This window comes from Oscillatoria sp. FACHB-1406, assembly GCF_014698145.1.
GTDB lineage: Bacteria > Cyanobacteriota > Cyanobacteriia > Cyanobacteriales > Spirulinaceae > FACHB-1406.
This window is the reverse complement of record NZ_JACJSM010000002.1, coordinates 280,689-296,534: the sequence shown is the minus strand read 5'-3', so window position 1 is coordinate 296,534 and position 15,846 is coordinate 280,689. Positions and strand designations below refer to the sequence as shown.

At 51.0% G+C, this 15,846-nt stretch carries 14 protein-coding genes; 4 read left to right on the top strand and 10 right to left on the bottom strand.

Annotation, left to right across the window (positions count from 1 at the left end; translation table 11 throughout):
• Positions 1 to 34: 34 nt before the first annotated feature.
• The 4 genes from H6G50_RS03865 to H6G50_RS03850 all read right to left on the bottom strand — a co-directional run bounded on the left by H6G50_RS03865 (position 35) and on the right by H6G50_RS03850 (position 5,587).
• Positions 35 to 802 carry an RNA polymerase sigma factor SigF gene (locus H6G50_RS03865; protein WP_190713467.1) on the bottom strand — a complete coding sequence of 256 codons (768 nt, stop codon included), beginning with the start codon at positions 800 to 802 and terminating at the stop codon, positions 35 to 37.
• Positions 803 to 1,179: 377 nt separating this feature from the next.
• On the bottom strand, positions 1,180 to 2,397 hold the full coding sequence (locus tag H6G50_RS03860) for a DUF790 family protein (RefSeq protein ID WP_190713465.1): 1,218 nt from the start codon (positions 2,395 to 2,397) through the stop codon (positions 1,180 to 1,182).
• A 129-nt stretch (positions 2,398 to 2,526) separates the two neighbouring features.
• Positions 2,527 to 2,961: an FHA domain-containing protein gene (locus H6G50_RS03855; protein ID WP_190713463.1), complete on the bottom strand. Its 435-nt coding sequence runs from the start codon at positions 2,959 to 2,961 to the stop codon at positions 2,527 to 2,529.
• Positions 2,962 to 3,109: 148 nt separating this feature from the next.
• The gene (locus H6G50_RS03850) at positions 3,110 to 5,587 is read right to left on the bottom strand and encodes a heavy metal translocating P-type ATPase (protein ID WP_190713462.1); all 2,478 of its coding nucleotides are present in this window, start codon (positions 5,585 to 5,587) and stop codon (positions 3,110 to 3,112) included.
• Positions 5,588 to 5,764: 177 nt separating this feature from the next.
• Between H6G50_RS03850 and H6G50_RS03845 the strand changes: the two genes are divergently transcribed.
• Positions 5,765 to 5,941: a hypothetical protein gene (locus tag H6G50_RS03845; RefSeq protein WP_190713460.1), complete on the top strand. Its 177-nt coding sequence runs from the start codon at positions 5,765 to 5,767 to the stop codon at positions 5,939 to 5,941.
• A gap of 472 nt (positions 5,942 to 6,413) precedes the next feature.
• Positions 6,414 to 9,353, top strand: a complete 2,940-nt coding sequence (locus H6G50_RS03840) for a calcium-translocating P-type ATPase, PMCA-type (RefSeq protein WP_190713458.1) — start codon at positions 6,414 to 6,416, stop codon at positions 9,351 to 9,353.
• A gap of 27 nt (positions 9,354 to 9,380) precedes the next feature.
• On the opposite strand, the gene H6G50_RS03835 is transcribed toward H6G50_RS03840, so the two are convergent.
• Positions 9,381 to 9,659 (bottom strand): hypothetical protein, encoded by a 279-nt coding sequence (locus H6G50_RS03835; protein ID WP_190713456.1) that lies wholly within the window; start codon positions 9,657 to 9,659, stop codon positions 9,381 to 9,383.
• 308 nt (positions 9,660 to 9,967) lie between these two features.
• Between H6G50_RS03835 and crtE the strand changes: the two genes are divergently transcribed.
• Together crtE and H6G50_RS03825 are read left to right on the top strand one after the other, a co-directional pair.
• On the top strand, positions 9,968 to 10,897 hold the full coding sequence (gene crtE / locus H6G50_RS03830; protein WP_190713454.1) for a geranylgeranyl diphosphate synthase CrtE: 930 nt from the start codon (positions 9,968 to 9,970) through the stop codon (positions 10,895 to 10,897).
• 72 nt (positions 10,898 to 10,969) lie between these two features.
• Complete coding sequence (locus H6G50_RS03825) at positions 10,970 to 11,434, top strand: divergent PAP2 family protein (protein ID WP_190713452.1); 465 nt, start codon at positions 10,970 to 10,972, stop codon at positions 11,432 to 11,434.
• Here H6G50_RS03825 and H6G50_RS03820 read toward each other — a convergent pair.
• The 5 genes from H6G50_RS03820 to H6G50_RS03800 form a co-directional block, all read right to left on the bottom strand.
• Positions 11,428 to 12,084 carry a hypothetical protein gene (locus H6G50_RS03820; RefSeq protein WP_190713450.1) on the bottom strand — a complete coding sequence of 219 codons (657 nt, stop codon included), beginning with the start codon at positions 12,082 to 12,084 and terminating at the stop codon, positions 11,428 to 11,430. The genes H6G50_RS03825 and H6G50_RS03820 overlap by 7 nt on opposite strands.
• 31 nt (positions 12,085 to 12,115) lie before the next feature.
• Complete coding sequence (locus H6G50_RS03815; protein ID WP_190713447.1) at positions 12,116 to 12,445, bottom strand: MgPME-cyclase complex family protein; 330 nt, start codon at positions 12,443 to 12,445, stop codon at positions 12,116 to 12,118.
• 218 nt (positions 12,446 to 12,663) lie between these two features.
• Complete coding sequence (locus H6G50_RS03810; RefSeq protein ID WP_190713445.1) at positions 12,664 to 13,386, bottom strand: pyridoxine 5'-phosphate synthase; 723 nt, start codon at positions 13,384 to 13,386, stop codon at positions 12,664 to 12,666.
• 311 nt (positions 13,387 to 13,697) lie between these two features.
• A complete protein-coding gene (locus tag H6G50_RS03805; protein ID WP_190713443.1) occupies positions 13,698 to 14,543 on the bottom strand; it encodes a hypothetical protein in 846 nt (281 codons plus the stop codon).
• A 136-nt stretch (positions 14,544 to 14,679) separates the two neighbouring features.
• Positions 14,680 to 15,678, bottom strand: coding sequence for a multicopper oxidase domain-containing protein (locus H6G50_RS03800; protein ID WP_190713441.1), 999 nt, complete (start codon positions 15,676 to 15,678; stop codon positions 14,680 to 14,682).
• Between the last annotated feature and the right edge of the window lie 168 nt (positions 15,679 to 15,846).

Genomic DNA, 15,846 nt, shown 5'->3' with positions numbered 1-15,846 from the left:
GCTTTTTAAGTCGGGAGGAAATTTTGAAGAAGTTTTATGCAGCTTGAGGTTCGAGGATCGTACCGAGTTGGGCAATTCCTTTGTTGAGGTGGCGCGTCACCGTCATCGGACTGATGCCAATTTTTTTAGCTGCTTCTTTACGCGATAAATCTTGGAGATAGACTAACGCGATCGCGCTTTGCGTTTTGTCTTCTAATTGACCCATTGCACCCTGAAGTTCCATGCAATCCTCTTGCCAACTTTTACGCGCCGAATAGTTGGGGTCGGGAAGCGTATCGGCTAAGCTGAGAGGTTCGTCCATCAACTGAGTCACCGGCGCATCTAAGCTCAGCAAGCGACGATTTCCCGTTGCCATTTTGCACTCGCGCCACTCTTGTAACGAGACTCCCAACGCCGGGGCTAATTCTTCATCTTTCGGCACTCTGCCTAATTCGAGAGTCAACTCCTTGCGAACTTTTTTCGCTTTCGCCGTCAGTTCTTGCCAGCGGCGGGGAATGCGCAGAACGCTGCTTTTATCGCGGAGATAGTGCAGCATCTCGCCTCGAATGTAGGGCAGTGCGAAGGAGCTAAAAGCACAGCCTTGGTGGGGATTAAAACGTTCTATTGCGCGGATTAATCCTAAGCATCCGACTTGCTCTAAATCTTCGTAGGGTTCGGCACACTGTCTGCTGATTTGATGGGCAACTTTTCGCACTAAGCCGATATTCAGTTCGACCAGTTGATTGCGGAGTTGTAAGGAAGGCGTGCGAACGTAGGCAACTAGGATTTCAATTCTACGGGTACGAACAGATAGTGTTGTCATTTCCGTCAATCTTTGAATTCGCGTGTCAATCTACATTTATTTTCACCCTTAAAAACTATGTTGCCATGAGGCCATCTACGGAGATTAAAAAGACACGATTTTTAATCTAGGGGGAACCACGTAGAAATGCTCAAAACTCCTGAATTTACTGTGATCTAGATCGCTCGTTGGGTGTGAATTTATCGAATTATTAATTTAATTTTGCCAGAGCATTTCCAGTCGATAGCGCTCCTTTCAGTCAAATTGTACCCATTTATATCGAGGAATACGCTCGTAATTTCCCCGCGATCGCAAGCCCCTTAAAATCGGATGTGAAACGTGAAAAACTTGTGAAAAAAAAGAGAAGAACTTGAGAAATTCGCCCGCATCGATCTCGCTTAGGACTCCAAAACTTCTAAAACCGATCGCGGCGACAGCTTATCCTTAAACCAAACGATCCGAGCCGGAACATCAATCGCCTTCACGCCCGACTTCTCCAAATTCAAACGCTCGGAAATCGCCAAAATTAAATTCTCCAGATTAGCGCGCCGCACTTGGGAAAACTTCTTCTGCAAGTATTCCGGTCGCCAAAAGCCGACAATTTCCAGGATATAATCCCGCCCGTCGGGATGAACGAGGCGAAAATCAGGAATCATCACGCTACCGGGAATAGGAACGAGATTGACTTCCCGCTCGAGAATCCATTCTGTCTTTAACTTTTCCCAGCGTTGGGCGAAAGCTTCCTCGAGCAAGCTATCGTAGGCTTTACCGGGGGGATAATGAGTAACGAGACCGCAGCGGTCGTTGAGGCTAAAATTGCCCTTCTTTTTTGCACCGCTGTAGGGATCTCGGTTTTCTAAAGTCGCTTTCAAGCTCCAGCGCGTCACGTGCAACAGAGCGGGCAGCATCTTTGCAAAAGCAAGCCCATAGCGCGTGCTAGATTTAAATAAACTGGTCGGACCGTCGAGAGAAATCGTAAACCCGTGGTCAACATCGCCTTCGACGTAGTACATCAGTTGGAACAGTTTGAGGTAGCGAAACAAGATTTTGTATTCGCCGGGGACGTTGCGGTAGGCGTTAATTGTCAGTTCGCTAGCGCGGTAAAAGATCCCTTGAACTTGAGAAAGATTGTAGCGATGCAGCAGCGCCTCTGGAGCGGGTGGCTCGAATTCGGTCAGGATGCGGTTTTCGGGGAGATCGGCGTAGAGTCCTTTTTCAATATCGGCGGGCAGAACTTCGCGATGGAGTTCGCCGGAAAGCTGAGTTGCCAAAACATCCAAGACGCGATCGCGATTTTGGGGAATCGGTATTGCAGTAGCAGCGCTAGCAAAGGCGCGCGTCCTCAGCAGCGGCGGATCGAGAGGGCTGATAATTTCAAACGTCGAAAAGCTATTTTCGAGCAAATGAGCCAGTCCGCGCTTGACGCGATAATCGGGACTGTCGCCCTCGAGTTCTTGAAGCCTGCCGTTGAGTTCCCCTTTCGTTTTGCCGAGGCAGTTTTGGAAACAGTCGATCGCTTCGACAGCTAGCGCGATCGCACCCTCGTTTAATGGCAATCGTTTGGGAATAATCGTATCGCCATTATGCCGATAACTAAGCAGATCGCTAGGAAGCATGATGAGAATTCAAAATTCGCGCATTCAAAACTCAGAATTCTGAATTCAAAATTCAGAATTCAAAACCTATCCCCTCAAATCCCGCTTCCGCCAACGATAGGTTTGAGGGATTAGCATCCACTGCAACCCCTAATCTTCTCCCTCAAGCATCATAGCCGGATCGATGAGAGTAATATCGTAGGGATCTTCTGAAGATGCCATCGGGAAAACATCGCATTGGCGCAATTGATAAATCGCGAAAACTTGAGGCCCAAAAACGACTTCATCTCCGTGTTTGAGATCGTGAGCCTCCTTTTTGTGGCCGTTAATGAGCAATCCGTTGACGCTCGTTTTGCCTTGACCATCGCCATCCACGATGCGATAGTAAGGCGTGCCGTCGGCTCCCAACTTTCTCAATAAGGTCGCATGGTGGCGAGAGACGAATTGAGAAGCCAACTGTATATCGCTATTTTGTCCTCGACCGATGGTGTAGGAAGCTGCTTTGAGAGTAATTCCCTTTCTTCCGGCATCATCTTCGACGATCAACAAATGTTCTTGGTTCGATTTTACCGATTGAGCAGTCATGGGCGATTGCCTGGACAATAAACAGTTAAAGATCCGGTGCTAGTGGGGTTGAAGGACATCAGTCAAGCCCCTTTCCATTTTGGCACAAGCGGTTGTCACCAATTTTTACATTAAGATAATATTTCGTCCTGACTTTTTTCAACCTTACTTAATGAGCATGAGGCGAACAATGCCGGGTAAATAGCCCCGAATGTCTCAGCAGTAGCGAGTTGCTAACCACCAGAACCGAACTCAGCGCCATGAAAGCTCCCGCGAGGGCGGGCGTTAAAGAAAGACCGAAACGCGGTAGAAGTAAGCCTGCGGCGATCGGAATCGCCATCAAGTTATAGCCCAGCGCCCAGAATAAATTTTGACGAATCTTGTCGAAGGTCGCATTACTGAGTTGAATGGCTTCCACCACTTCAAAAAGGCGAATTTCGGTCAGTTTGGCAGTAGTCGTTCCCATCAGGACGATTCCGGCGGTTTCCCGAGCGACATCAGTCCCCCCGCACAGCGCAATACCAACATCAGCGCCAGCGAGGGCAGGCGCATCGTTAATGCCGTCTCCGACCATACCGACGACTCTGGGTTTAGCTGCGAGGGATTCTTGGCGGTCGATCGCTTCTCCTTGCTGGAGTTGGCGAACGATTTCGGCTTTCCCTTCAGGGCGCACGCCTGCAAAGACGTGGGAAATGCCGACTCGGGACGCGATCGCGCGAGCAACTTCCGGGCGATCTCCCGTAACCAAAACCGTCTCAATCCCCATCTGCTGCAACCGTTCTATCGTTGCAGGCGCGTCGGGACGCAAGGGATCCTCGAGGGTAATAGCGCCGATATACCGACCGTCCGCAGCCAAACAAACAACGGTTTGACCGGCTTGCGCGCGATCGCAAACGAGGGCTGAAACCTCCGAGGGGATTTCAACTCCCCGTTCGAGCAACCAATCCAAATTGCCCGCTAACACCGTTTCGCCTGCGACGGTGGCTGCAATCCCCAAACCCGCTTCGGTGTAAAAATCTGCCGCTTCTAAACGCGGGAGTTCGCGGCGCTGCGCTTCGGCTACGATCGCAGCCGCGAGCGGATGCGTGGTTCCGCGTTCGGCGGCGGCGGCGAGTTGCAACAATCGCTCGTCGGTGCAGGAAGCGACGGGAAGGCAATCGATGACGGCGGGTTGACCGCGCGTTAGAGTTCCGGTTTTATCAAAGACGAGCAAATTCAGTTGGCGAACGCGCTCGAGGATTTCACCGCCTTTAATTAAAATGCCGCGTTCGGCTCCGAGACTGGTTCCAACGAGGATCGCGGTGGGGGTGGCTAGCCCCAAGGCGCAGGGACAGGCGATGACGAGGACGGCGATCGCGAGTTTCAAGCTGGGAACGACGGGCGAGACAAAAGCGCCCGGTGCGTGCATGGTTGTCGCCTGCAAAACTTCCGGCCACAGATGCGTTCCCCAAAAGTTCCAAAATAGGAAGGTGGCGGTTGCAAGGGCGATAACGCCAAAGGCGAAGCTACCGGCTATAGTATCGGCCAGTTTTTGCACGGGGGCTTTGCGGGTTTGCGCGTCTTCGACGAGGGCGACGATCTGCGCGAGGGTGGTATTTTTGCCGGTACGGGTGACTTGAATCGCGATCGCGCCGTTTTGGTTGACGGTTCCGGCAACGACTTCATCCCCCGGCTGTTTGAGGGCGGGAGTCGATTCGCCCGTCAGCATCGATTCATCGACGGCGCTTTGTCCGAGCGTGACCTGCCCATCAACGGGGATTTTTTCTCCCGGTAGGACGCGCACCCAATCGCCGATTCGGATTTGTTCGATGGGAACGGCTAATCCCGGCTCGTCTAAGTAGTGTTCCCTGTGTTCGCGGGAACCTCGAAAATGGGGGTGAGACGCGTTGGTGTTGCTGCTGCCGATTAATTGCGCGATCGCGGGTTGTAAGGCGATTAACTTTTCGAGGGCGGCGGCGGCGCGATCGCGAGCCTGTCGTTCTAAAATGCGTCCCAGCAGAATAAAACCCAGCAGCATCGCCGGTTCGTCAAAAAAGCACTCCCAACCGAGTTGGGGAAACAGCAGCGCGATACAACTGGTTCCGTAAGCGCTGAGCGTTCCGAGCGCGACAAGGGTATTCATGTTGGGCATTCCGTACCGCAGACGGAGCGCGCCATCAAGAATAATTTCCCGTCCGGGTAACAAGAGGGCGAGGGTGGCAATCAGCCAATGAATTCCGATGCGATCGAGAAAAGGAAAGCTCGGGCCGCCCCAATGGTGTAAGTGACTGATGGCGGAAAATAAAAGCAGGGCCGCAGCGGTTGCTAGTTGTTGGCGGTACTGTTGTTTTGCCTGTTGCTGGCGCTGGGCGCGCTCTTGTTGCCAGCGACCGAGGCGCAGCGTTTCTGAGGAACGCGCTTGGCTGGGAAAGCCGCGAGCGGTTAAAAATTCGGCTAAACGGTCGGCGCTGATGGTGTTGGCTTCGTGCCGCACGACTGCGACTTCGGCGATGAGATTGGCACTCGCAGTCGCTACGCCGGGATTTTGGAGGAGTTGGCGTTCGACAGCTTTTACGCAGCCCGCACATTTCATCCCCTTCACCTCGAGGGTTGCGGTTTCGAGCAGCGATTCGGCGGGCGGAGTTGGAGTTTTGAGAACGGTTTGCATACAGGAGCCGTTGCGATCGCGCGTATGAGAGTGTGGGTATTAGCGTTTGTTGCTTTATAGTAATAGTTCTTCGCTTAAGGGGCGCGATCGCTACGGATTTGTTTAAGACCCGCTCTCGATTAAAATTTAGACTTTCGGTAGGTGCAGTCGTCGATCGAATTGAAAAGGAGAGCCAATATGGGCAGACAAGCGAGATTGAAAAAAAACCGGCAGGATAGCTCGGGACAATCGCAACCTCCCGATACTACAGAACCAACGCAATTTGTCAAGCAAATTCAACAACAGGGTTACAATTTGAAACAAGCGCAGCGATCGCCCGAATTACCGGACGATCGTCCCGAACCGCAAGTTTAATCCCCTTGAAAGTGCGAGCTTCAAACTCGTATTCTCCGTAATTTCCTGTAGCTCGCACGCTTCAGTGGGGGAAGTGACTCGCCAGAGATCGGGGGCAATACGGGATCGCACCGAAATGCGATCGCGCCTTGCATTCGCAGACTCCCGACCCCAAGGCTGCAAGTTAATTTTTGTTGACTTTGGAATCGAGAATTCCCTCTCAACTGAAGTAACAAATTATACTGTAATCCTAGAAGGGCATCGCACAAGGCTATCGGAATTTCAGATCAATGCGTCTTCTCGATTCGATAACTGAGAAACTGCACCATCGGCATTTTTTACGGAACTTGCATCAAGTGCATCCCCGATTTTAGTTAGTGAGGGCGCTCGCTCTAAATTTTGGGATCGAGATAGCTTCGATCCCGAGCTTCTATAGCATCCGTAGCGCTAGACCAGCCCTTATCCACTTGTCGCGCAACTGCTTGCAACTTTCATGCTGACTTGTAACGTTAACGATATCGCTCGCGTTAATCGAGGACTGAGTGCGGATCGCGTTCTAATTAACCGAGAAAAGTATGGTGCAAATGTTCTCAGCCGCCGCCAACAAGAACCTTGGTGGAAGCTCTATCTCGGAAAATACGAAGATCCGGTCATTCGCATTCTAGTCATTGCAGCAGGAGTCTCCGTCGGGATTGGCGCAATTGAAGGCGAATATGCCGAAAGCATCGGCATCATTATCGCAATTTTTTTAAGCACTAGCCTCGCATTTATCAACGAATACCGAGCCAGCCGAGAATTTGAACTGCTCGATCGCGTCGGGGATGACGAGCGCGTCCGAGTCATTCGCGATAACAGTTGCATGGCGATCTCGCGGCAAGAAGTCGTTGTCGGCGATCTCGTCTTTATCGAACAAGGCGAAGAAGTTCCTGCCGATGGCGACGCGATCGAAACCCTCTCCCTCCTCGTCGATCAATCCAAAATTACCGGCGAATCAGAACCCGTTCAAAAATACGGCTTAGAAGAAGCCAATCTGCACGCCACCGTCTCAGAAACCTATTCTCCCGAAAAACTTTATCGCGGTACTCTTGTCGCCCAAGGACGCGGTGTAATGGAAGTTACGGCTGTCGGCGATAATACCGAAATCGGCAAACTCGCTACCGCCGTCGCCACCGTCGAAGCCAGCGACAATACACCGCTTAACCTCCAACTGGAAAAACTCAGCCAACTCATCGGTATTGTCGGGCTTTCCTTCGCACTATTTATCTTCATTGCCTTACTCGCGCGCGGCTTCTTCCTCGGTGATTACTCCTTGACTGCCCCACAAAGCTACATCTTCGGATTGCTCGTTTCTAGTGCTGTTGTCGCTTTGATTCCGATCTGGTTGCCCGTCCTCTACGACGGCTGGAACCTCCTCGGGCGCACGGAAAAACGGCCGGACTTTTTGGAAGCGAAGGGCGGCTGGGGCAGCCTGAAACCCATTGCTGCCAGTTCGATTGTCCTCCTGGGCGGTTTGGGGGCGGGCTACCTGTTGCACTGGCTGCCCCCCGAAGGTCAAAGTTGGCTGCCCGCCGCCGTCAGCAATGCCCTGCTGCAATACTTTATGGTTGCCGTGACGATTATCGTCGTTGCCGTTCCGGAAGGCTTGGCGATGAGCGTGACCCTTTCGCTGGCTTATAGTATGCGAAAGATGGCCGCCTCGAATAACCTGGTGCGGCGGATGCACGCTTGCGAAACGATTGGGGCGGCTACGACGATTTGTTCGGATAAAACCGGCACGCTGACGCAAAATCAAATGCGGGTGGCAGAGGTCGATTTTCCGGGGTTACAGTCAAGATGGCAGAGCGATCGCGAAGTTGCCCGAGGACTGATCGCCGAAGCGATCGCCGCGAATAGTACGGCAGATCTTGAAACTCGAGGTGAGGGCGAACCAGCAATCCTCGGCAATGCCACCGAGGGCGCGCTACTCCTCTGGCTCCACGAGTGGGGGCTTCAGTACGGAACCTATCGCCAACATTTTCAGTTTACCTATCAAACTTCCTTTTCCCCAGAAAAGAAGTACATGGCCACCTTGGGCTATTCTCCCATGCTCGGAGCCGATGTTATTCATATCAAAGGCGCGCCGGAAGTCTTGCTCGAATACTGTTCCCACAGCCTTGAAGAGGTGGGAGAAGTGCCGTTAAGCGATCGCAATCGCCTACTCGCTCAAATCGAAGCCTACCAAAAGCGCGGAATGCGTACCCTCGCTCTAGCCTATGAAAAATTGCCCGATAATCTGATGAATCCGGATTTGGAGACTTTAAGGCATCATTTAACCTGGTTGGGGTTTGTGGCGATCGCGGATCCGCTGCGCGCGGAAGTGCCGAGCGCAATTCAAGCTTGTTTGAATGCGGGTATTAATATTAAAGTCGTCACTGGCGACTGCTGCGAAACGGCGCTGGAAATCGCGCGGCAAATCGGGTTATGGCAGGGCGAGGGCGAACATCCCTATGCCCACATGACGGGAAAGAGTTTCCGCCAATTGAACGATGCGGCGGCAAAAGAAGCGGTGAAGTCGTTGAAAGTGCTATCGCGCGCGATTCCCCTCGATAAACTGCGCTTGGTACAACTGTTGCAGGAAAATGGCGAAGTCGTAGCTGTGACGGGAGACGGAACCAACGATGCGGCAGCCCTCAAACAGGCGCGCGTCGGGCTGGCGATGGGTAGCGGTACGGCAATTGCCAAGGAAGCTAGCGATATTATCTTGTTGGACGATTCGTTTAAGAGCATTGTTAATGCGATTATTTGGGGGCGATCGCTGTATAAAAATATTCAACGCTTCATTCTCTTTCAACTGACGATTAACGTCGCTGCTTTAGGAATCGCCCTGTTAGGGCCGTTTATTGGAGTGGGTTTGCCGCTGACGGTGACGCAAATGCTCTGGGTTAACCTGATTATGGATACCTTCGCCGCCCTCGCCTTAGCCACCGAACCGCCCCACGAAGAAGTTATTGAGGAATCGCCCCGCAATCCGCAAGATTTTATTATTTCGGCGGCGATGACGAAAAGTATTTTAATCGGCGGTTTCGGTTTTTTAGCGTTTTTGGTCGGTTTTTTGAAGTATTTACAGCGAGACGGTGAAATTGGAATCCACGAACTCTCGATTTTTTTCGCGGTTTTCGTGTTTCTACAATTTTGGAACCTTTTTAACGCGCGCTGTTTGGGGTTGAATCGTTCGGCTTTTGAGGGCTTATCGCAAAATAAGAGCTTTTTAGCGATCGCGGCGACGATTGCGATCGGACAGATTTTGATTATCCAATTTGGCGGCTCGGCTTTTAGAACGGTTCCGCTCTCGCTGGTAGAATGGGGGGCGATTATGGGGGGGACTTCGGTAGTCCTAGGAATCGGGGAACTCTGGCGGTGGCAGAAGCGCGCCCGCACTGAAAGGGGGGAATAAATAATCGCGTTTCCCCCCCTTTTCGAGCTAGACTGGTAAACTTTGCCATTCCCGCATAAATTGTTCTGCCCATTCGCGCCCGAGGGTTTCTTCGGCATTGGGCGTGCCTCCTTGGTTGAGGATATAAACTTGGCGCAGGTGAGCCAGACGGTTTAAACTGGCAACGTGAATGAAGTTTCTCGGCATTCGATCGTTTTCAAAGGCGTACTGTCCGACGTGGTGCTGTTCGGGATTGTCGCGATCGATCCACAAGCCCCAGCCTTTTTCAGCATCGTTCAGTCGGGCAATAAAATCTACAGTCGTCATGGCTCGAACTCCTAATTGTTTCGCATGATGAGACATATTCTTCCTCTCATTATGGTGCGGCCCGCTCGTCTTTAACTTTTAAGCACTGGAAGTTTTACGTTTTTCAGCATTTATTGATAGAGACTGACAAAGCTTTAGGAACCAAAACTTTTCGCAAAATTTTTTAATAATAAGATGGCTCCTTTACTTCAGTGAAAATACAATCTTCTTAATTTGCAATTGTCCATTGTCCATTGTCCATTATCTCCCCGTCCCCAATCCCTGTACAATAAAAAACGTCATTGTGGTTGGTTTGAGGAATACAAGGCATGGTATCTACAGACGAGCGCATTGCTCCTCAAGAAGGAGTCTCCGCCTTCGATCTAGCAGCATACTTGAAGCAGCAAAAAGCGATCGTCGAAGCTGAATTGGATCGTTCGCTGACGGTCGTCGCGCCCGAAAAAATTTATGAGTCCATGCGATACTCGCTGCTTGCAGGTGGGAAGCGCCTCCGTCCCATTCTCTGCTTGGCAACCTGCGAATTGATGGGCGGCACACTGGAAATGGCGCTGCCAACAGCTTGCGCGCTAGAAATGATTCATACGATGTCGTTGATTCACGACGATCTGCCCGCGATGGATAACGATGACTATCGGCGCGGCAGACTGACCAACCACAAAGTTTATGGCGACGATATTGCAATTTTAGCTGGGGATGGCTTGCTCGCCTATGCGTTTGAGTACGTGGCGGTCAACACGCGCGAGGTTCCGGCCGAACGCACCTTGCAAGCGATCGCGCGTTTGGCGCGTGCGGTGGGTGCGGCGGGATTGGTGGGCGGACAAACGATCGATCTCGAATCGGAGGGCAAGTCGGATATTACTTTGGAAACCTTGCGTTTTATCCATACTCACAAAACTGGCGCTCTTTTGGAAGCGTGCGTGACTTCCGGCGCGATTTTAGCGGGAGCGGGAGCCGAAGACTTGCAAAGATTGGCAAAATATGCTACCAATATCGGCCTTGCTTTTCAAATTGTGGATGATATTTTGGATATCACCGCTACCCCAGAAGAATTAGGGAAAACGGCGGGCAAGGATATTAAGGCACAGAAAGCAACGTTTCCAAGTTTGTTGGGCTTAGAAGCTTCTCGAACCGAAGCCGATCGCTTAATAGAAGAGGCGATCGCGAGCTTAGAACCTTACGGCACGAAAGCCGAACCCCTGTGCGCCCTCGCCCGTTATATTACATCCCGCAAAAACTAAAAACTTTTGTCAAAGTCCGCTTAAAGTTAATCTAGAAAAACTCTTCTTAAACTCCGCAAAAAAAACGAAATTATGCAGGATGTTGGCGATATTTTTGACAATCAGGTATTACTGGTTGCACTAATTGCTTGTTTCACCGCCCAAGGATTGAAGGCGATCGTCGAACTCATTACAAAGGGTAAGGTTAATCTGCGTTCTCTGGTGAGTACCGGAGGAATGCCTAGCGCTCACTCTGCCCTCGTTTCCGCTTTGGCGACGGGAGTCGGTCAGGTAAAAGGTTGGTCGAGTGCCGAATTTGCGATCGCCTGTTTGTTTGCCGTCATTGTCATGTACGATGCAGCAGGCGTGCGCCAAGCCGTTGGCATTCAAGCGCGCATTCTCAACCAAATCCTCGACGATATGTTCCAGGACGGCAAAGAATTAAACGAAGAACGCCTCAAAGAACTGCTCGGACATACGCCCTTTCAAGTGTTAGTTGGCTTGAGTTTGGGCATTGGTATTGCTTGGCTTGTTCCTTGGGCGTTAAAACTTCAGTAACGCACGCTCGGCGTTAACAGAATCACCTGAGTGCTATCGACAACGAGGGCGCTCAAACCGAGAGCGCTCAGTTGACGTAAGGTAGTATTGGCTGAATCGCGATCGCTACTATAGAGCGCGAGAAGGTAAGGGCGAGACAAATAAGAAGCCAATCCCACCTCCCGCCCAATCGCTTGACGGACTTGGGCAGCAATCTGCGGTCGATCTAAATAATCTACCAGTACCGCATAACCGGCCCCCAACGGTTGAGGATTGTAAGCCGCTACCGGACTCGAGGGAGGCATTGCGGTTGTCGCAGTTGCAGGTTCGACAACCGCCGTCGCCAACTCCGTTAGCGCCGACACAAAACGCCCCCATTTGTCCGCATCTTGCGCGCTGCGAAAACCGCCAATGCGCGCGAACGTATTGCCCTGATAGCTACAAACTGTTGTGGTTGCTGCCGACGGCAAAATGCGGCGCGCCAGCAGTTGGCTATCGGGTGTCGGGGTTTGGACGAAGAGGAGATATTCGCCCGTTGCAGGCCCTTGACAGTCAGTGAGTTGCGCCTTAAGCGGCGGTTGTACCCCGAAAGTCAAACCCAGGGACAACAAACAGAAAATTGTGCGTTCGGGGCGTTTAAACTGGAAAGCAGAGACAGCAGAATTGACCACAGATCGCAAGTTAAGTTTTATTTAGACGGGACTAAGCAACGGCAGCTAAGGAAGCCAACGGTTCGGGAATGGTATCCGAAGGCGCTTCAAACTCGCCTTTGAGGGCATATTCTAAACGCAACTTCAACCAATTAATAAAATTGTGATTTGTGCTGATGACCGCTACAGACGGTTGCGGACATTGCTTCTTAATTTCAGCAAATTCCGGCGCTTCCAGGAATGCCGGTTCTTTGACCAACCAAAAATCGAGTTCTTTATTGTGGTCGTGGTAGTGGCGAGTCCGTTCCTTCAAGACTTCTTCAAAGGGTTCTTCCTCGAGCAAAAACTTTTGACTGGCTAAAACGTAGTAGTAAGTGGTCATTGTCGTTTCTTAAAATTATGATGATTGCAGAGCCGGAGCGATCGCTCCCGATTTTAGATTAGCAGGTTAGAGAGCGCGCCGGAAAATCCAGTATTGTTATACCAATTCCACCGCCCCGAGGGGAATTAAAAATTAAAACTTAAAACTTAAAAATTATCTTTCTCATCCCCTCACCCCGTCACCGTTGCGCTGAGCGAAGTCGAAGCGCCCTCACTCCCTCACACCTCTCCCCGCATCGCCAACTTCATCTCTCGCACCGCTCGCTCCAAACCTACCAAAACCGCACGGCTGATAATACTGTGACCGATATTCAATTCTTCCATCCCCTCAATGCACGCCACGGGATAGACGTTCCAGTAGGTTAAACCGTGTCCTGCATTGACTCGCAACCCGAGCGCCTGCGCCTGCTGACAACCGGCGATTAACAACGCCAACTCCTGCTTGCGCGCCTCCTCATCGGACGCATCGGCATACTTTCCCGTATGCAGTTCGATAAATTTAGCACCAGTTTTTCCTGCTGCCTCGATTTGCGCCTCGTCTGCATCGATAAACCAACTGACGGGAATTTCCGCCCCTTGCAAGCGTGCAACGACTTCTTCGTAGCGCGGGAAATCGCCCAGCAGATTGAGTCCGCCTTCTGTTGTTACCTCTTCCCGCCGTTCTGGAACCAGAGTCACGTAGTCGGGCTTAAGCTCGAGAGCAATCTCAACCATTTCTGCGGTAGGAGCCATTTCTAAATTGAGATGGGTGCGAACGGTTTGCCGTAATAAGCGTACATCTCGATCTTGAATATGTCGCCGATCTTCGCGCAAGTGAACGGTAATACCATCCGCACCGCCAAGTTCTGCTAAAACTGCCGCCGCCACGGGATCGGGTTCTACGGTTCGTCTGGCTTGTCGGACGGTGGCAATGTGGTCGATATTAACGCCTAGAGTTAGCACGAGTTCTAGTTTACGGTTTTTAGGTTTAAAGCCAGTTTATACCAGGAGGGGGGAATAATGAATAATGAATGGTGAATAATGAATGATAAGTAATGAGGGGAAGATGGGAATAATTTTGAATGCTGTTAATATTCCCTGGGGGATTGGGGAATAGAAGGGGGAGAGCGATGAAGTCTAGCGAGTCTAAATAAATCGCGCAATCTTCGATTTTTTTGAGCATCTGCCTAAATCGGCTCGATTCTAAACTCCCGAACTTCTGCGTTCTTCCCCCAAGAGATTTTCACAAATTAGAAGCTCTCGCTTTTGAATTTTTAAAGACTTTCGGGAATCTTCTCGACCAGACTCGAAAATTCTGCGGCGGTCTTAATGGGGGCTGGCGGCGGTTCTACAGTCGGAAAGGTTTTCTCGAGCGCTTCTAAATTGCCAGCAATCGTTTTATGAACGTCGGGTTTACTTTGACTGACTTTATCGCTAACTGTTTGATAGAGACTTTTGCTATAAAGTACAAAACCTCTTGCATCTTGATATTCGATTAACTCTTCGATTTTACCGTCGGCAATCGCGGCTCCGTACTCGTCGCTAGCGGTTTTCAAGATTCCCGATATTGCTTTGAGGACAAAGTTGGGGTCTTGAAGTTGCGCGGCCGGGATATTAGCGATCGCGCCGTCAATTGCTTTCATCGCTGCATCGTATTCGGAGCTAATCTTACCCTTATCTGCCTTCGCTTTAACCGAATCGTGCAATTGATTTAACGTTGTTTTGAATTGCGGGACTTGGCGCTTGGTGAATTCCGATTCTACCGTTCCGTACAACTCTTCAACCGGATGACCGATGTGCGGTTCTGCTTTATCGAGTTTTCCGGCTTCAATTAGCTCTTTAGCAACGATTAAATGCCCTTTCATCAGTCCTAAAGTAGCGAGGTAGTCGGAATCGCTGCCGACAACTCCACCTTCTCCGCCTTCCCCGCCTTCTCCCCCTTCCGCGCTAGAATGCGTCGCACTGGCGTGCGGTGTGGGCGATTCGGGAGTAGTGGGATTGTTGCTTGTCGTCGTATTGCAGGCTCCTAGGGTTAACGCTAAGCTGGCAGCCAGAAACAGTTCTATTGATTTTGAGGTGCGATCCCGCAGGGATCCGCGTAACGGTGCGCGTTGGGTCATTTTGGGGGTTTCTCCAAAAACAAAAAATCGTACAGTGCATTGTGCCTTAAATAGCAATTATTATCAATAACAAAATTTGTGACTTGTCCTGCTAAATGGCTAAAAAAGCTATTTGTTGCATATATTGCGAGTTTTGTCAAGCCGGAAGCACGTCAAATAATCCCATACAGCCGCGTTCGGCAATCTCGTCTTGGTGGGGATGGAACATATAGCGGCCGGCATAGGGATAAGAAAACTCTAAAATGTGGCGTTCTGCCGTCCCCATCGTGATGACATCGGTTTCTTCTGCCGGAATTAGCGATCGCCCAGTTCGATAGACGCGGAACAGATTTCCGTGGATATGGAAGCTTAAAGCCGCGTCAAACTCGACCATATTCAGTAAATAGAGCCTTACAAGCTGATTTTGGTAAATCTTGAGCGGATGCGACCTGTAATAGTCGGGCAAGCCGTTAAACGCATACAGTTCGTTGCGTTTGTCGTTGTTGAGATCGTAGCCGCCCATAACCAATACGATTTCGTCGGCGGGGGGACGTGCTTGGGGCGGATCGACGATGAACATTCCGTACAATCCTTTACTGATATGACGCGCGATCGGGGCAATATGGCAATGGTAGAGGTGAACGCCAAAAGGTTCGGCAGTGAATTCGTAGATGGTTTCTTTGCCGTTACGAATCGGCATTACGCCGTCCGCTTCGGGGGGGTGCGTGCCGTGGAAGTGGAGGCTGTGGGAATGTCCGGCTTCGTTGTGGAAGATAATGCGAACGCGATCGCCAGCCGTGGCGCGTAGCGTCGGCCCGGGGACGCGCCCGTTAACGTTCCAACTCACGAAAGAGACGGCGCTATTCAGTTGTAAGGGCGTGGTACGAGCCGTGAGGCGAAACTCGCGAATGATTTTTCCCCCTTCTCGCTTCAGAACACCGTAGTCGAACTCGCGCGCGATCGCGGTTGGGCTGAAGCCATTCGGGGTTTCCGTCGGTGAGGGAACAACGATCTCCGGGACGCGCGGCGCAGTTCGATCGGAAAGGAAAGAACGCAGAGCGATCGCGCCCCCGATCGCTCCAACTCCCGTCAGTCCCCATTCGAGAAATTGGCGGCGACTTCGACCGGAAATTTTGGGTAGCAGAGAATTGGACATAGACACCCTTGGCTTTATTGAAAATTTTTATAAACAAAATTGACTTTTAGAGATTATATCCCGATAGGGTTATTTAAAGTTATTCTCATTAAACTCCTAAAACCCCTATGGGAGTAGAATGATTATCATTCTCATAAAAAAGATGAGTACCGTGTGAGGAACCAATCA

Bases quoted from the DNA above. Each gene is read 5' to 3' on its own strand.
- H6G50_RS03865 (WP_190713467.1), bottom strand. From the start codon at position 802: ATGACAACACTATCTGTTCGTACCCGTAGAATTGAAATCCTAGTTGCC.
- H6G50_RS03860 (WP_190713465.1), bottom strand. From the start codon at position 2,397: ATGCTTCCTAGCGATCTGCTTAGTTATCGGCATAATGGCGATACGATT.
- H6G50_RS03855 (WP_190713463.1), bottom strand. From the start codon at position 2,961: ATGACTGCTCAATCGGTAAAATCGAACCAAGAACATTTGTTGATCGTC.
- H6G50_RS03850 (WP_190713462.1), bottom strand. From the start codon at position 5,587: ATGCAAACCGTTCTCAAAACTCCAACTCCGCCCGCCGAATCGCTGCTC.
- H6G50_RS03845 (WP_190713460.1), top strand. From the start codon at position 5,765: ATGGGCAGACAAGCGAGATTGAAAAAAAACCGGCAGGATAGCTCGGGA.
- H6G50_RS03840 (WP_190713458.1), top strand. From the start codon at position 6,414: ATGCTGACTTGTAACGTTAACGATATCGCTCGCGTTAATCGAGGACTG.
- H6G50_RS03835 (WP_190713456.1), bottom strand. From the start codon at position 9,659: ATGACGACTGTAGATTTTATTGCCCGACTGAACGATGCTGAAAAAGGC.
- crtE (WP_190713454.1), top strand. From the start codon at position 9,968: ATGGTATCTACAGACGAGCGCATTGCTCCTCAAGAAGGAGTCTCCGCC.
- H6G50_RS03825 (WP_190713452.1), top strand. From the start codon at position 10,970: ATGCAGGATGTTGGCGATATTTTTGACAATCAGGTATTACTGGTTGCA.
- H6G50_RS03815 (WP_190713447.1), bottom strand. From the start codon at position 12,445: ATGACCACTTACTACTACGTTTTAGCCAGTCAAAAGTTTTTGCTCGAG.
- H6G50_RS03805 (WP_190713443.1), bottom strand. From the start codon at position 14,543: ATGACCCAACGCGCACCGTTACGCGGATCCCTGCGGGATCGCACCTCA.
- H6G50_RS03800 (WP_190713441.1), bottom strand. From the start codon at position 15,678: ATGTCCAATTCTCTGCTACCCAAAATTTCCGGTCGAAGTCGCCGCCAA.